The sequence below is a fragment of the Legionella pneumophila subsp. pneumophila str. Philadelphia 1 genome, from assembly GCF_000008485.1.
Lineage (GTDB): Bacteria > Pseudomonadota > Gammaproteobacteria > Legionellales > Legionellaceae > Legionella > Legionella pneumophila.
In genome coordinates, this window is the sequence record NC_002942.5 from 229,012 (window position 1) to 245,091 (window position 16,080).

A 16,080-nucleotide genomic window follows, 5' to 3' on the forward strand; every position below is an offset into this window, starting at 1 on the left:
GAGTATTTCCCGGCTAAGTTAGGAGGGTATAGAGGAAATATGATATTATTCCTGGCTTGATAAGATGAACAAGAAGCCAAATGAACATTGTAAGAATATTTCTTTCATTTCTTTTTTTATTTTTTAATTGTCTTGGTTTCGCACAATCCCGGGTACCACAATTATTTCTATTTTTAGGGGGAGACAAGGCAAGTTCTTTTCAGAATACTCTGCAAAATCCTTGTATCCAGGGAGTACAAATCATTTATTCCTGGAGGCAGTTGGAGCCGCAAAAAGGAGTTTACGATTTTTCGAAAATCGAGGAAGATTGGAATTTCCTAAGTAGGATCGATAAAAAGCTGTTTATTCAAATCCAAGATCGTTCATTTAGCCCAGATGTATTTCATGTACCTGACTACATTCGCCTGGAAAAAGCATATCACGGTGGTGTGGTACAGCAGTATGACTTCCCGGGAGAAGGAAAACCAATGACTACAGGATGGGTGGCTCGGACCTGGGATCCTGCTGTAAGAAAACGATTTCAGTTATTATTAAAAAAACTGGCATCAAAATTTGATGGAAAAATTTATGGCATTAATCTTTCAGAAACTTCAATAGATCTTGACCCTGATAATCTCCCTGAAGATTTTAGCTCAGACAAGTATTTCTATTCGGTCCTTGATAATATTGGTTATTTAAAAAAGGCTTTTCAAAAAAGCAGAGTCATTCAATATGTTAATTTTTTCCCGGATGAATGGAATAATGACCATCACTACATGAGTAGACTATTTGCATTTGCCAGAAAGCACCATATCGGTTTAGGTGGCCCGGATGTGGTGCCTTATAAAAAATCGCAAATGAAAAACAGTTATCCTTTTTTTCACAAGTTCAAAGGAAAGATAGAAACGGCCATAGCGATTCAAGAACCAGATTATACTTATACCAATCCAAAGACAGGCGATTTCTATCGATTTGATGACTTCTATTCTTTTTCACAAGAGTATTTAGGCGCTTTCATTTTATTTTGGAATACGGAAGAACCTTTTTTCTCTGAACAGCTTTTACCTAGATTGAACCGTACTTATTTCAATTGCAAGAAAGGCAATAATGAATCGCAGGCTGCCACGGCTTAATTAAAAGGGTAGAAATCGTATTGTTTTTATTTGAAGCGAATTCCTGATTTACCAAGATATGTATAGGCTTATATGCTAAAATAAATCTACTGAGCCCATCTAGTTGAGGTGACTAATGCTTGTAGAGCTACTATCACGGATTCAATTTGGTTTTAGCATTGGCTTTCATATCTTATTTCCCACTTTAAATCTTGGACTGGCAGTTTTCCTTGTAATCATGGAAGCCATGTGGTTAAAAACCAAAAATCCTGCTTATCTCGAAATATGCAAGTTTTGGACTAAGATTTTTGCTTTGACCTTTGGCATGGGGGTTGTCTCTGGCATTGTTTTGGCTTATCAAATTGGTACCAATTTTGGACCATTCATCACTCAGTTTGGAAACGTCCTGGGGGCTTTGTTTGCTTATGAAACGTTGACCGCTTTTTTCCTGGAAGCTGGTTTTTTAGGAGTCATGCTTTTTGGTTGGAAAAGAGTTCCTCCAGCACTTCATTTTATCGCCACCCTTTTGGTTACTATAGGAACAACCGTATCTGCTTTTTGGATCATGTCAGCCAATTCATGGATGCAGGCCCCCAGCGGGTATCAACTCATTGAAGGGAAATATGTTGTCGATAGCTGGTGGGCGGTTGTTTTTAATCCTACCTTCATTCCCAGATTTATTCATATGCTGTTAGCTTCTTATGTAACGACTTGTTTTGTCATTATGGCGGTATCCGGATTTTACTTTTTAAGGAAACAATCTACTGCAATTGCTAAAAAAAGTTTATCTTTCAGTTTATGGGCATCGTTGATTTTAGTTCCTTTGCAAATAGGAGTGGGTGATGTCGTGGGTATTAATGTGCATCATTACCAACCACTAAAAACAGCTGCTATGGAAGGCATATGGGAGACTCAAAAAGGAGCGCCGCTTTTGTTGTTTGCTATCCCGTCACAGACACAGCAAAAAAATTTTTATGAAGTGGGAATACCAAAACTGGCAAGCTTGATCAATACGCATGAGTGGAACGGTGAAATGATCGGTTTGAGTTCTGTTGGCAATGAAGAGCAGCCGCGCATGGCTCCTGTGTTTTTTTCCTTTCGTATTATGGTGGGTATTGGGCTCATTATGTTATTTACGGCTATCGCTGGTTTTATCTTGCGCTTAAGAGGGACTCTTTTTGAAAATTCATGGTTTCATCGGTGGTGTATTGTAATGGCTCCACTCGGTTTTATTGCCAGTATCGCTGGATGGTTAACCGCTGAACTTGGGCGACAACCCTGGGTTGTCCATGGTCTTTTAAAGACGAGAGACTCTGTTTCTGCAATAGGGGTTGAAGAAGTTATTATTTCTTTTGTCTTGCTCATTGTTGCCTATGGAGTGGTCTTTGGATTTTATCTCTATTATCTGCTGAGGCTCATCTCTCATGGGCCTGGAATTCTTGAAGAGGATGAAGCGGAACATCATGCTTTTCAATATATGACCGATTTCCCCAAGGAGAAAAAATAATGTTACCGTTTATTTTCGCTACACTTCTTGGGTTTATCGTTTTGATGTATGTCATTTTAGATGGTTTTGATTTGGGAATTGGTATTTTATTTCCTTTCACCTCAAGTGAGAGCGAACGCGATAAAATGATGAACTCGATTGCACCTGTTTGGGATGGCAATGAAACCTGGCTGGTTTTTGGAGGAGCCATGCTTTATGGTGCATTTCCACAAGTTTACGGTTTGCTTTTGCCCATCCTTTACATGCCTATCATGCTTATGCTGATTGCATTGATATTTCGTGGCGTGAGTTTTGAGTTTCGCTTTAAGGCCAAGAGGTCAAAAACTTTGTGGAATTGGTCATTTTCAATCAGTTCGGTTGCGGCCACTTTTTTGCAAGGAGTTATTCTTGGCGCCTTTGTACAGGGGTTTTCTATTAATGAATCTTCCATGACTATCAATGATCCGGACTGGCTTACTCCTTTTAGCCTTTGTACCGGTATCGCTTTGGTGTGTGGGTATGCGCTTTTGGGATCTACCTGGATGATTATCAAAAGCACGGGAAGACTGCAGCGTAAAATGGTTCATTATGCCAGAGGCTTGTTAGTCTTGGTCAGCTTTTTTCTGCTTTTCGTTAGTATTTGGACGCCTTTGCATAGTGAGGAAGTGTTTCATCGTTGGTATAGTTTTCCAAATGTGCTACTACTGAGCCCCTTGCCCTTGATAGCCTTAATGGCTATTTACCTCGTATGGCAGAACTTAAATTCCGGCAGTGAATACAAACCGTTTATTTACAGTATCATTATATTTTTATGCTCCTATATAGGAATTGCAATCAGCGTCTACCCTTACCTGATTCCTCATCAAGTGACTCTCTGGGAGGCGGCAGCACCTGATTCGACACTTGTTTTTATCTTGATAGGTGTCGCTATTATGCTGCCAATCCTTCTTGCCTATACCCTTTATGCTTATTACCTTTTTCGGGGTAAATCATCAGAAAATTATCACTAGTTATTTTCTGGGCGTCGAATTATTTTTAAGCCATTTAGGGAAAAACATCGGGGTCACTTTTTGATACTCGATGTAAAGATTGCCTCTGGATTCAATCGAACCTTGTTCAGTCATGGGAGCTGTGATTTTTGTCATGATTAAATAAAGGGTCAATGGAGAAATAATGGCTATCCATCCATAAGGAGCGGAAAGGGCAAATAAGGTAAAGGAGCACCATACCAGCCATTCATAAAAATAATTTGGATGCCTGCAATAACGCCAAAGTTTTTGATTGCAGACTTTTCCAGGATAGTTTTTCTTAAAATCTTGCAATTGGTTGTCGGCAACTGTTTCCAAAATTAAGGCCGTTAGAAATATAATCAATGCGAGCCCATCCAATAGATTTAATGCTGTTTGAGTTTCTGAGGAAGAAAAATACCATGGAATGGAAACAAGGCAAATCAATACGCCTTGCAACTGAAAATTTAAAAAAAATCCCAAAGGTTTGGCAAGTTTCCAATCGTTGCTTAAAGCAAGATAGCGCTTGTCTATTTTTTTAAGGCGTATTCGTGTCCACCATAAATACCCTCCAAGCCTGATTCCCCAGGTAAGCAATGCCAAGACGAGCAGTAAAGAGCGCAATGAAAATTCTTGATTATTTAAATAAATAAGTCCGGCGAGTGTTAAACCAGAAGCCCATCCCACATCAACCACGGAAGGATTATTGGTGTAACGGTACCATAGCCAAATCAAGCACATATGTAAAAAGATGATGGCGATCACAAGTAAAATTATCATCTTATTCATTTCCTATGCCGGTAATTAAATAGGTATAAACTCAAAGGCAAGAATAGAGACCAGGTTAACCCTAAAGTAAGGTAAAATACAACTTCACTGCCGATAAGGGTTGCGGCTCCAAATTGTACTCCTAGCCAATAGGCAAAGATAATGGAGGGAAACATGACTAACCCCCAAAGGAAATAGTAAGTTAACCAGGAACCATACAAAACAACGAGATTAAATCCGAAACTTAGCCAGAGAGCGACCATCCAAAGCGGAGGAAAATGAGAACCAAAGAAATTGGCCTTAAAATAGATCATACCGCTATAAAGCCAGATGGCATCAGTGATCGCGCCTAACAAGGCTAGTCCCATGGAAAAATAGAGGGCACCACGCCAGGGGAGTTGATTAAGTATCTGTACAATAATCTGTAGGCCCATGATTAATACGGTAATGATTAATCCCAGCAAAGGATAGCCATAAGAGGCTAAGTAGATACAAAATATCCAGCACAGATAGTACGACAGATAATGAACTATATGCACAGGATTAATAATCATTACACTCTCTCAGGCGGCCTGCGATAGCAATGCATCCTTGACCGGCATGTAAACCAATGGCAAGGGATACAGACTCTATATACGTGGGTGGTTTATTGAATGCTTGGGTTGTCATCTCAGCGAGATGCAAAGCCAGGTTTTTGTCACCCGCATGAATAATGCAGTAATCCTCTAAAATGAGCTGAGCCTCGTCTTTCTTTTCCTGAAGGAAGTTAATTAATTTATTACGTGCTCTTGAGGCTGAAAAACACTTGCCTACCATAATGCCTTGGCCTGCTGAATCAATGGAGACTATGGGTTTTATATTAACCCACTGGGCGATTCGCCCGGATATTTTATTAACCCGACCAGAACGAATCATCGATTCGAATTGGTTCACCATAACAAAAATATAGGTGTTTTTTATCGCTTTGCCGAGTAATTTGGTTATGGTATCGATGTCATTCCCTGAGGCAATTAGTTGACCCGCATAATGCAAAAGCAATCCATGCGCCCCAGAATTCGTTTTGGTATCCAGTACGGTGATATTGGCGTATTTTTTGGTTGCAGTAAGGAAGGCGTCATAAGTGCCACTCATTTTGCTGGATATCGATAGAACAAGAACATGATCATAGTGTGAGGCAATTTTTGCCAGTTTTTCCTCTATAAGATTTGGATTCATACAAGAGGTTTTAGGATAAGTTCTGAACGAGTTAAGTTGTGTATAAAAATAATTGGCCTCGAAGCAATGTTTATCCAGTAAATGGTGCTCGTCGACATGAATATTTAAAGGAATTTGATGGATTTGATATTCATCGATTAAATCCTGAGGCAAATCGGCGCTTGAATCGGTGACCAACCCTATCTTATATTTTTTCCCAAACTGCAGTTCATGTTGCCTTTGCATGTCATCTACTTTAGGGTATTGAATAGTGTAATCCTTATATAAACTCGTGAAAATTTCACGAGGATTATTGGTATGAACATGAAATCTGGTGATGCGATCATTGCCCGTAACAGAGGCGCACTCTCCTTGTTCTTTTAAAAAATGTAATAATTTACTTTTATCAATGGAGGCGGATTTGAGTACTGCTTCTGTACAGTATCGATATTCTGTCGTGGTACATGTCAACTGGGGGTGCTCTGTGATAGATAACGGTGAGTGGGTATTTGCTGTATCTGTCGTGTGTGATTGCTGTAAAAACTGTGTAAACCCTTCTACGAAATAATAAAACCCTAGGGCACCAGCATCCACAACATTGGCTTTTTGCAAAATATTTAAAGAATTTTTAGTTTGTTCTACTTCCATGAAGAGTAAAGGTAGCAATTCCAACATGGCCTGAGCTAGCAAGGAATCGGGTTGTTTTATCTCACACACTGTAGCCCACTTTTGAATGAGTGTTATCATAGTGCCCTGTACGGGATTAGTTACGACTGCGGCAATTTCTTTACCAACTTGAACCATGATTTTGGAAAAGTCATTAAAATAGAGCTCTTCTTTGAGGGGTAAATGCTTGGCTAATAAGTTAAAGAATTGAGAAAAAATAATCCCGGAATTTCCACGTGCACCGATAATGCTCGCGTCAGCAATAGACTCTAGAGTGCCTCTTAGGTCAGCTTTTACTGATGAAAAATAGATGATTGCCATGCATGTGGAGGATAAATTATCCCCCGTGTCTCCATCGGCTACCGGAAAAACATTAATGGCGTTGAGTATTTGTTTATGGCGAATCAGCCTATGACAGCCGGCTATTATTGCAGCATGAAATGTTATACCAATTAACTTATCTAATGGCATGGGATGTCCGTATAATGAATATTGAAGTTTCCAAGCTAATCCATCATAGTAGGTATTTTTATACTAATGCAAGAAGAATGATATGGCTCGCTACCTGGTAATTGCTGCAAGCAGTGCTATCGGACAATCCGTGACAACCCTTTTAAAAAATCGTGGTGATACCGTTTTTACCACAGCACGAGATAATCATAAGATAAGCCCTGATTTTCAACTGGATGCCACTCATTTTGATGCGGTTTTAGATGTTTTTCGCCAAACAGGACCCCTTGATGGCGTAGTCAATTGTGCGGGTTCACTACTTCTGAAAAATGCTCACAGCACCAGTTTTGATGAATTTCAAGTCGTAATCAATGCGTCACTCACTACTTCTTTTGCTACCATTCGAGCTGCTGGCTTAACTATGAATCAAGGAGGCTCTGTTGTACTGATATCATCAGCCGCCGCTTTGGTAGGTTTGGCCAATCATGAAGCCATTGCGGCGGCCAAAGCAGGTATCATTGGTTTGGCTCAATCTGCTGCAGCCACTTATGCTTCAAACAATTTAAGAGTGAATGTCGTGGCTCCTGGAATGGTCAATAGCCCGCTGACCTCATCGTTATTAAGCAACCAGTTAGTTTTGAATGCATCAAAGGGAATGCATGCTTTAGGGCGAATTGGTGTTCCGGAAGATATCGCCCACGCAATTGTGTTTTTGCTTAATCCGGACAACAGCTGGATCACAGGGCAAGTGATTGCTGTTGATGGCGGGTTAAGCCGAGTTCGGCCCAAGATGAAAATTTAATGAAACTATAATTCTTATGACGACACTGTGTTTTATATTAGGCGATCAACTCAATGAAACAATCGCCTCACTTGCGGCAATTAATAAACAGAAGGACATTGTATTTTTATGTGAAGTGGCAGAAGAAACTTCTTATGTGCCTCACCACCCGAAAAAAATCGCGTTCTTATTTTCGTCAATGCGTCATTTTGCGCAACAATTGAAAAAGAAAGGTTATCGAGTCCGCTATACGACATTCGATGATCCTCGCAATCAAGGCAGTTTTGCCAAAGAATTGCTTCGTGCCATTGAAGAGGAGCAGGTGTCAGCAATAAGCCTTACTGAACCTGGAGAGTGGCGTGTTCTGAAAATATTTCATGGTTTAAAAAGCCAATTGACCATTCCTGTCACTCTACATGAAGACAATCGGTTTTTATGCAAAATTAATGAGTTCAGAAATTGGGCTAAGGAAAAAAAACAGTTACGGATGGAGTTTTTTTACCGGATGATGCGCCAAAAATATCACCTTCTGGTCGATAATAATGGGAAACCGGTTGGCGGCACATGGAATTATGATGCTCAAAATCGTAAAAATGCCAATCACATCAGTTCATTCCCCAAGCGTTTAGAGCATACCAGGGATGTGATAACTGATGAGGTTTTGGGCTTGGTTTCAGCGCGTTTTGCCAAGCACTTTGGTCAGTGCTATCCCTTTAATTTGGCAGTGACCCGCGAGCAAGCATTAGAAGAAGCCAATTATTTTATGGAACATTTTCTTTGCAATTTCGGTGCGTATCAGGATGCCATGCTCAAAGATGAAATCAGCTTATATCATTCAAAACTGTCGGTTTACCTAAATGCCGGGCTTTTGTTGCCTCTGGAATTGTGTCAAATGGCAGAGCAAGCCTATTTCTCAAAGCAAATGCCTCTCAACTCGGTAGAAGGGTTCATACGCCAAATTTTAGGATGGCGAGAATATGTGAGGGGTATTTATTGGCTTTTTATGCCGGATTACGGCGAGATGAACTATTTTAATGCATGCAGGCCGTTGCCTTCCTTTTTTTGGGGAGAGGAAACGGGAATGTTTTGTATTAAGGAAGTGGTACGTCAGACCTCGACTGAAGCCTATTCCCACCATATTCAGCGGTTGATGATAACAGGTAATTTTGCCTTGCTTGCCGGCCTGGATCCCAAACAAGTCTGTGAGTGGTATCTTGCTGTTTATGCTGATGCGTATGAATGGGTGGAGTTACCCAATACATTGGGTATGGCTCTTTATGCGGATGGCGGGCTGATGGCCAGTAAACCGTATGCCGCCAGTGGGAAATACATTCACCGCATGAGTAATTTTTGCCAATCCTGCTATTATAATCCCAATGATCTTTTGGGTGAAAAGGCATGTCCTTTTAATGCGCTCTATTGGAATTTTCTTCACCAAAATCAAGAAAAATTAAAAGATAACCCTCGCCTTCGTTATGCCTATATGAATTGGCAAAAAATGGATTTTGATAAACAAAAGAAGACTATCCATAAAGCACAGCGAATATTGGCAGACTTGGATTCTGCCAATCTCTGATGTCTTATTTGATATAACTTGCCACATAGATTGTTGCTACCGAACACCAAGAGCACAGTACTATACCCCATAGCCAATCAAGGAATGCCATACCGACAGGAAAATCCTTAAAAATAGCGAGGCAGGTAAAATCATAAATTCCATAAATAATAGCACCAAGAAGCGCACCATATAATGCGGCATAAGGTAGCGATGTTTTAGCCAGCGGTATAACAAAGACAATAATACTCAAGGCAAAAAGCAGATAAACTAATAAAGCAGACCACCATATTGGCTTTAATTGCCCCTCTGAAAGACGCAGCCACTGTTGGTATTGGTCAAAATAAAGATTTCTGGCGATGAACCCAAGCCATATCATATCTGTCACAATAAAGATAAAAAAGGCAATCGCAAAAACCTTAAGCGTCCATCCATTCATTTTATTCCCTTAATTATGATTTTTATCCTTCTGGTTTTGTATTTTACATTCAATCGGATTCAGGTAATAGAGCTTCATTTCCAAAATCTATCATTTAACAAAAAGTTAATTTTATGGCTAATCGAGATAAATGCTTCTTACTATAAAAGGATATCGGTAATTACCATACTTGAATATGGTGTTTGATATTTGTGCAATCATTCTCTTAATGAGCCCCATCTTGGGAGCAGCTATTTGGCATGCGAGAGCATGTTTGGGAGTTATTATTTTGCTTTGTACTTTGCTCTTAATTTTTTCTTAATGATCGTTTTTTATAATGCAAAGGTTATTTTTATTCAAGTTTGTAAATATGTGAGGTTCCTTATGAAATTGCTTCGGTTTCATGAATTAAAATCATTGCCAAGCATGGACGAGAAAGCATTAGAATTGTTGATAAAGGTTTTAGGCAACAAAGGCATTAGAAAACTAATAAAATCTGCCGACGGCAAGCCTATTTCACGTGAAATAATGATTCATGAGTTTGGAATAGATTGTCAAATTCTATTTATTACCACCGAGGCGTCTCTTAAGCCAATCATCGTTCCCACTGAAAACAAGATTTCAGGAGGTGGCAAATCTTATTGTGAGCAATTTAAAGTTTATGCTTTGGATGATGGAAAAACTTATTTCCTAAAATCCGTTAAGATCAATGCTGAGAGTTTGACAGAGTTTACCAATGAGACAGACACCTTAAGCAAATTGGGTCGCTTGGTAGGCACTTTTTTTAATGAACAAACTCAGGTGCATTATATTCTCACAACTTTTATAAAAGGGATTGATTTATCCCGGTATAAAAACGCGCTTCCTCTTAATATTAATCTAAAACATTTTTGGGAAGTTCTCGGTATTATGATTTCTGTATGCCATCAGGTGAAACAATTCCATGAATTAGGCTTAATTCACCGCGATCTTAAACCTGGAAATATTATGCTGGATGCGGATATGCAGTGTCATTTAGTTGATTTCGGCAGCAGTTCTTCTGATAAAGAACCTAAACCGGTATCATGGGGAACCGCAAGCTATTTAGCACCAGAACTTAATGCACAAGAGGATTTTATTGCTTTCTCTCAGGCTAGCGATCTTTTTGCTTTGGCTTATTCTCTAGATGAACTTTTTAATCCATTCAGGCAGGTTAAATTTGCGAAAGTGGATATAGGAATTAAAAATAAGCATCTTGTGCTTTTGCACGCTGAAATCGAGGCATGTATTACTGGGCTCATGTCAAATGAAACATCAGTACGAACACTTTATTTTTCTCGCATCCTGCAATTACAAAGAGTCCCTGAGAGTTTCAAATCGAGACCAGAAGCATTTACCTATATGATTATGCTGCTCACTCAATGGAAAAGCTGTTATGAAGCACCGGAAATGAACAAAGAGTTAGATGAAATCATTGCAGAAATAAAAGTGGCTTATGAAAACCATGAACAAGATGTCGTAAAGATTATAACATTGCTTGAGCAGTTATCTAAAGCGGACGGGCTGCTTAATTCTCATAAAGCCTTGCTCTCTGTTTTGATTAAATCGCTTGCTAATGTCCAGCAACAAGAGCTCGGACAAGACGACATCTTGCCGCGTCGTTTTGAATCAGACGTTGTGAGCCGCCTGATAAAAACTCCAACAGCTAAAATGATGGCAGCGATTAAACAAGTTTCAGATGCTATCGTAAAAATCCTGGAACAATATGAACATTCCCCTGCCGAATCTTTTGAGCATGCGGTTTTACAAGATTTTCTCGAACAAATGGTTCAATCGGATATTCTTTTTGGTGCCCCCAAAGAGAAAATTGAGATTTCCGATATTATAAAAATACTCAAGGCAAACAGGCCGGAAGATTTCGTACAAATTCAGCATATTTCTTTTAAATTTGCCCAAGTTGCTTTACGCGATCTTGCCTTGCATGACCTGCCAAAACATGAGCCAAAAGGCGCTTTTTTAGAAATATTGAAAAAATATCAAGCAAAATATGCGCCTGAAGAGACATCACTTTTTGAGCTCTATCATCACATGGCAGGTGTTAGAGATCACAACCCATCGAAAGTAAAAAAAGGGGAGGGATACCGCTTTAGAGCTTTCATTTGTGATGAGCTTTTTTATGGAGATGAAATTTTTACTACGGGGGATAATCGTGGCCGCGAAGGCAAGCCTAACCAAAGATTACAAACTAATCAAGTTGGTTTAATGAAGTTCGAACATTCAGCCCACACCAAAGGACTACTGACGTTAAATGGTCAATCCTGGTATGCTGATTGTAAGACCCAGCTACCAAACTACGATTCAATTCATTATCTCTCAGCCCTGAAAACGGACTGTCCTTATATTACGGGGCCTTCCGGGATGACTTCATTATTTATGAATATGATGTTTCTTCTGCTCAATCCTAAGGATCAAGATGTCATCCTCTCTTACAGCCTTGGGGTAATGACTTATGTAGTTGGTGCTGGCTACCACAGCATTAAAGAAATTCTTATTCCGATGGTCAAGTGCGTAGGTATTGTGCCTGATTATCCACAGCATAAAGGAACAGAGTGTCTTACAGCCCCGCCTTTATATAACCATTACTTTAAGGCAATAGAGGAGTTTGATAAAGAGTTTGCTGAGGTTCATGAAAAAATTTGGCAGGAATACCTTGCATATTTCCGTATGACTTATATGCCCGTTTGTATGCGTAGTCATTGCCTGCCACATCAAGTCCCCTCAATGGAGGATATAAGCTCAGAAGTAAAAGAAATGCTTGAAATTGTGTCTAAGTCTGTGAAAAATTGCTTAGAAGAACATAAAGTTAAGCGTACTGGCGATATGGGGTTGTTTCTTTCAACACCATGTGGGCAAACAAAGGCGCTTGAGGTCTTAAGTCATGTCTGTCAACAACAGGTAGGGCTAACCGCAATTTTCAGGCAGATCCAGGCGTATTTTAAAGGAACTTTTGAGACAGAAGAAGGAATAATTATAAATAGAGAAATGCAACTTAAATTTATTGCTCATTTCTTTGATGTATTGAAGGAAAGCCCAACACTGCTTTCACAATTCAATTTGACCTTAAGGATAGAAAATACGATTGGTGTGCATCAGTGCGAATTGGGAAGCTCTAAGCAAAAAGAGCTCTTCCTGGAGATTAAGAAGACGTCCATCGCAGCAAATGAAGAGCAGATGGTTGCAAATCATGAACCCAGGAAAGAAAACCGCAACGTCATCATTTTGCCATATTAACCTCAAGGAAGGCGTTCTATGTTAAGTAAAGAAAAAATTAACCCTTTTCTAAAAAATACAAAACGCCAAGGCAGCGATAACCTTGCTGCCATGGCTGATCCGACATCATTAAAAAACACGGGTGACTACCGATGTTTTAATTCAAAACCAGAGGCTTACACTTATTTTATTTTTTTATTAAATCAATGGCAGACCAATTACATTGACGACAAAAGAGAAGCGATAGCTAAAGCCATTGATTCAATAAAAATGGCTTATGAAAATCATGAGCAAGATACTTTGGTCGTTCACAAAATGTTACATGGCTTGAGTCACTTGCTTGAGCAGGAGCATGCCGATGAGTTAAATGCGTTATGCTTGGTGCCTATCAAAGACAGTCAATCTAATGAAAACAATATTCTGCCCCGGAGATTTGAATCAGAGCTGGCTTGCCGCTTGATAGAATCACCAACGAAAAGCATGATGCAAGCAATTGATCTGGTATCTCAAGCTATAATCAATTTAATCGAAGAGTATAGTAAATTAGACTCGAAATCTTCCGAACGAACTGCGCTGAATTTTTTTCTGCAAGAGTTAGAGGGTTCTGATATAGAGTTTGGGGCTTTTAAAAAAAGGCCATCTCTGGAAGAAGTTATTGCTATTTTAAAGGAAAATAATCCGAAGAATTTTATTCAAATTCAATTTATATCTTTTATGTTTGCTCGCAGTGTAATCGGACCATTTCCATTACGAAATTTGCCACCATTTAAGCCAACTGGCCTTTTTGCCCAAGTTCTGGATAAATATTTACAGGCTCACTCCGATTTGACAGAAGAAGAGGAAGGCTTTTCCTATCAGCTTATGGCAGCTAAAAATGAGGCGGAAGAATTTAGAACCTTCATCACTAAAAAATTATTTTACCAGGATGAACTTTATACCCAAGGAGAAAACAGAGGGCGTCAAGGGCCTCGTAAAACCTACTTAAAAACCAACCAGTTAGGATTGATGAAGCTGGATCATTCAGCGCATAGCGTGGGGTTAACCGTTATTCCTGAACAAATTTGGTGTGCGGATGCTCAAGCACAAGAAGCCAATCAGAATTCGATATATTACAAGACTGCACTTACAAATGATTGTCCTTATGTTACTGGCCCTTCTGGCATGACTTCTATCTATATGAACATGATGCTGCTGCTTTTAAATCCTCAAAATATCGAATTAATACAAGCTTACAGCCTTGGAATTATGGCATATATCGTCGGTGCGGGTTTTCACAGTGTCAACGAAATTCTTATTCCCCTGGTGAAATGCATTAATCTTCTGCCTAATTATCCAAGCTACGAGGGGCTTGAATATTTAACTCATCCTCCTCTTTATCATGAATACTTTAAGCAAATTGCACAATTTGATTCTGATTTTATTCAGTTAAGAGATCAAGTATGGGCATACTATCTAAATTATTTTAAATCGTGCTATATGCCCTTATGTATGAGAGATTTCTGCGAGGCTGAACAGCTTGCAAATTGCCCTGACCCTGCTCCAGAAGTAAAAATATTATGCGGTATTGTGCTTAAATCAATTAAGGACTGCATTAATTTTCATAATCTTAATAGGCATCTGGACAGCAGGTTTTTAGGTACGACTACTGCGGACATTGATGCTCTTAATCAATTGAAGGAGGCTTGCGCGAGTCAATCTTCAATTAGCGGTATTATGCGATTATTGCAAAAATATTTTTCAGGGGAAAATATTGCTCGCTCAACAGCGATGCATAAATTTGAAACTCGTTCTTATATCCGTTTTTTCCTTGATGCTTTAAAAGATAACCCGCAAATCATATCTCATATCAATGAGAAAATGAAATTGGATCCTCCATTAGTAATTAGTACAAAGGCTGAAATTTTTTCAGATGATTTTCGAATAGAGTGCTTTAATTTGCATCGAATTCTAAAAAGAGAATACCAGGTGAAAGAAGATTGTAAAAACACTAGCCAGTTAAAGTTGTAAAGGAAAGTGGTTTAAATATCCCTTAAACTTCATTATAATGAAAAATATATATCCAGGTAGGGTAATTTGTGATATGAAAAATGCAGCAATTATCAAAAATCGAATTTTCTTAAACCTAGATAAACCTGTTAAGCGCTTTTTGGCGAGTGATAAAGCAGATACTCCCATGACAGCGGAATTTTATGCCGAAAAAGATTACGAACAGCTCTTTTTAGATTTTTTATCCCAAGCTACTGGTAGTTATGATGAGCAAATCAGCTTGCTAATTGCTGAATTGGATTCAGGAGCAGATCGTGTTGCGCAAAAATTAATGTTAGCCCTTTACTCGCCATGGCAAAAGAATCTATTGCCGAAGGCAATTAAGACCATTGCGAACAAATCTGAGGAATATCCCTTGATGAGTGATTTGCTAATTAAATTTTGCCAGCAACATGTCGGCTCTGTTGATGCTGTTGATGATTTTGGCGAGACAGCCCTAGCCAAAATCTTAAAAAAAGATCAGCAAAGGAAGTCCCCTCTTTTATTTTTAGTCAAGCACGGCGCAAAACATTGCCAACTCACTTCTGCGTTACAAGATTCTCTTATTGTTAATAATTCGGATATTTACAATGTCGCGGAAGATAATACTATGGATTGGATTTCCAACTGCCCTCAACCCTAATTCTTCAGAGGGCAATATTCTGTTGGCTCAAAGATGATTGCTTAAGGACTTACGAAAAACCCAATCTCTATGTTAAAAATGTTTTTAATTCGGTCATTTAGTATATCTAAACTCCCTCATTAAAAACATTTTTTGCCTTGACCTTGGAGTTTTTCGTAAGTCCTGTACTTATCTCGCAAAGTAAGATTTAGCACGATTTCGCTATAGCCAAGTTTGTATTTGGCTTAAGGGAAAACTTGGGAACAGTTAATTGAGAAGCCATATCACGCCATTGAGATAGGCGGCAAAAAGCAACCAAATGAGATAGGGTAGCAACAATATAGCAAGGCTTTTTTTCTTATTTGTTTGGCTAAACATCAGAAGCCCAGTGAGCCCCGCCATTACAAGAATCCATAAAAAACTAAGACCAGTCCAATGCAGCACAAAAAAAAGCGGGGTCCATGCCCAATTCATCAGCATCTGTACTGAATATAAATAAAACACAGATCTCATCTCAGACTCATTTCGAGAGCACCATAAAACCCAACCCACTATTGCAAGAAGGGCATATAAAATCGACCAAACAATTGAAAATACTGGTCCAGGAGGAGTTAAACCGGATTTATTGAGCCCCTCATACCAAGAGGGAATATTCGCTTGCGTCAGCATTCCTAAAAAAAAACCAATTGCTTCAAAGGTAATGATCCAGGCAATCAGCTCTGTCCAACTTTTTTTATTCAATGGGGTCTCTCCAAATTTTAGTTAATC

At 39.1% G+C, this 16,080-nt stretch carries 13 protein-coding genes; 8 read left to right on the forward strand and 5 right to left on the reverse strand.

All coding sequences use genetic code 11. The annotated features are described in order from the left end of the window. The first annotated feature begins 80 nt into the window (after window positions 1-80). The 3 genes from LPG_RS01000 (at window position 81) to cydB (ending at window position 3,587) form a co-directional block, all read left to right on the forward strand. Complete coding sequence (locus LPG_RS01000) at window positions 81-1,112, forward strand: hypothetical protein (protein WP_010945959.1); 1,032 nt, start codon at window positions 81-83, stop codon at window positions 1,110-1,112. 115 nt (window positions 1,113-1,227) lie between these two features. Beyond that, window positions 1,228-2,598 (forward strand): cytochrome ubiquinol oxidase subunit I, encoded by a 1,371-nt coding sequence (locus LPG_RS01005; protein ID WP_010945960.1) that lies wholly within the window; start codon window positions 1,228-1,230, stop codon window positions 2,596-2,598. Then, the gene (gene cydB / locus LPG_RS01010; RefSeq protein WP_010945961.1) at window positions 2,598-3,587 is read left to right on the forward strand and encodes a cytochrome d ubiquinol oxidase subunit II; all 990 of its coding nucleotides are present in this window, start codon (window positions 2,598-2,600) and stop codon (window positions 3,585-3,587) included. The genes LPG_RS01005 and cydB overlap by 1 nt, the downstream gene beginning before the upstream one ends. Here the strand turns inward: cydB and LPG_RS01015 are convergent, their stop codons facing one another. The 3 genes from LPG_RS01015 to LPG_RS01025 are packed head-to-tail and all read right to left on the reverse strand — an operon-like array spanning window position 3,588 to window position 6,683. After that, complete coding sequence (locus LPG_RS01015) at window positions 3,588-4,373, reverse strand: DUF1295 domain-containing protein (protein ID WP_010945962.1); 786 nt, start codon at window positions 4,371-4,373, stop codon at window positions 3,588-3,590. Next, window positions 4,370-4,906, reverse strand: coding sequence for a DUF2878 domain-containing protein (locus LPG_RS01020; RefSeq protein WP_010945963.1), 537 nt, complete (start codon window positions 4,904-4,906; stop codon window positions 4,370-4,372). Before LPG_RS01020 ends, LPG_RS01015 begins: the two co-directional genes overlap by 4 nt. Beyond that, window positions 4,896-6,683: a DAK2 domain-containing protein gene (locus tag LPG_RS01025; protein WP_010945964.1), complete on the reverse strand. Its 1,788-nt coding sequence runs from the start codon at window positions 6,681-6,683 to the stop codon at window positions 4,896-4,898. Before LPG_RS01025 ends, LPG_RS01020 begins: the two co-directional genes overlap by 11 nt. Window positions 6,684-6,765: 82 nt before the next feature. Here LPG_RS01025 and LPG_RS01030 point away from each other — a divergent pair, with 82 nt between their 5' ends. Then, a complete protein-coding gene (locus tag LPG_RS01030) occupies window positions 6,766-7,464 on the forward strand; it encodes an SDR family NAD(P)-dependent oxidoreductase (RefSeq protein ID WP_010945965.1) in 699 nt (232 codons plus the stop codon). Window positions 7,465-7,480: 16 nt separating this feature from the next. Further along, a complete protein-coding gene (locus LPG_RS01035) occupies window positions 7,481-9,019 on the forward strand; it encodes a cryptochrome/photolyase family protein (protein ID WP_010945966.1) in 1,539 nt (512 codons plus the stop codon). A 4-nt stretch (window positions 9,020-9,023) separates the two neighbouring features. Here the strand turns inward: LPG_RS01035 and LPG_RS01040 are convergent, their stop codons facing one another. After that, window positions 9,024-9,437, reverse strand: a complete 414-nt coding sequence (locus LPG_RS01040; protein ID WP_010945967.1) for a DUF2177 family protein — start codon at window positions 9,435-9,437, stop codon at window positions 9,024-9,026. Window positions 9,438-9,800: 363 nt separating this feature from the next. On the opposite strand from LPG_RS01040, the gene legK4 reads away from it, so the two are divergent. The 3 genes from legK4 to ravG are packed head-to-tail and all read left to right on the forward strand — an operon-like array spanning window position 9,801 to window position 15,333. Further along, window positions 9,801-12,686, forward strand: coding sequence for a Dot/Icm T4SS effector kinase LegK4 (gene legK4, locus LPG_RS01045; RefSeq protein ID WP_015444913.1), 2,886 nt, complete (start codon window positions 9,801-9,803; stop codon window positions 12,684-12,686). A gap of 18 nt (window positions 12,687-12,704) precedes the next feature. Then, entirely contained in the window at window positions 12,705-14,672 is a 1,968-nt protein-coding gene (locus LPG_RS01050) for a hypothetical protein (RefSeq protein ID WP_010945970.1), read from the forward strand. A 37-nt stretch (window positions 14,673-14,709) separates the two neighbouring features. Further along, the gene (ravG, locus tag LPG_RS01055) at window positions 14,710-15,333 is read left to right on the forward strand and encodes a Dot/Icm T4SS effector RavG (protein ID WP_010945971.1); all 624 of its coding nucleotides are present in this window, start codon (window positions 14,710-14,712) and stop codon (window positions 15,331-15,333) included. 246 nt (window positions 15,334-15,579) lie between these two features. On the opposite strand, the gene LPG_RS01060 is transcribed toward ravG, so the two are convergent. Continuing rightward, a complete protein-coding gene (locus LPG_RS01060) occupies window positions 15,580-16,053 on the reverse strand; it encodes a TspO/MBR family protein (RefSeq protein ID WP_014326606.1) in 474 nt (157 codons plus the stop codon). Window positions 16,054-16,080: the final 27 nt, after the last annotated feature.

Excerpts from the sequence above, each read along its gene's own strand:
- LPG_RS01000 (WP_010945959.1), top strand. The coding sequence starts at position 81 with ATGAACATTGTAAGAATATTTCTTTCATTTCTTTTTTTATTTTTTAAT.
- LPG_RS01005 (WP_010945960.1), top strand. The coding sequence starts at position 1,228 with ATGCTTGTAGAGCTACTATCACGGATTCAATTTGGTTTTAGCATTGGC.
- cydB (WP_010945961.1), top strand. The coding sequence starts at position 2,598 with ATGTTACCGTTTATTTTCGCTACACTTCTTGGGTTTATCGTTTTGATG.
- LPG_RS01015 (WP_010945962.1), bottom strand. The coding sequence starts at position 4,373 with ATGAATAAGATGATAATTTTACTTGTGATCGCCATCATCTTTTTACAT.
- LPG_RS01020 (WP_010945963.1), bottom strand. The coding sequence starts at position 4,906 with ATGATTATTAATCCTGTGCATATAGTTCATTATCTGTCGTACTATCTG.
- LPG_RS01025 (WP_010945964.1), bottom strand. The coding sequence starts at position 6,683 with ATGCCATTAGATAAGTTAATTGGTATAACATTTCATGCTGCAATAATA.
- LPG_RS01030 (WP_010945965.1), top strand. The coding sequence starts at position 6,766 with ATGGCTCGCTACCTGGTAATTGCTGCAAGCAGTGCTATCGGACAATCC.
- LPG_RS01035 (WP_010945966.1), top strand. The coding sequence starts at position 7,481 with ATGACGACACTGTGTTTTATATTAGGCGATCAACTCAATGAAACAATC.
- LPG_RS01040 (WP_010945967.1), bottom strand. The coding sequence starts at position 9,437 with ATGAATGGATGGACGCTTAAGGTTTTTGCGATTGCCTTTTTTATCTTT.
- legK4 (WP_015444913.1), top strand. The coding sequence starts at position 9,801 with ATGAAATTGCTTCGGTTTCATGAATTAAAATCATTGCCAAGCATGGAC.
- LPG_RS01050 (WP_010945970.1), top strand. The coding sequence starts at position 12,705 with ATGTTAAGTAAAGAAAAAATTAACCCTTTTCTAAAAAATACAAAACGC.
- ravG (WP_010945971.1), top strand. The coding sequence starts at position 14,710 with ATGAAAAATATATATCCAGGTAGGGTAATTTGTGATATGAAAAATGCA.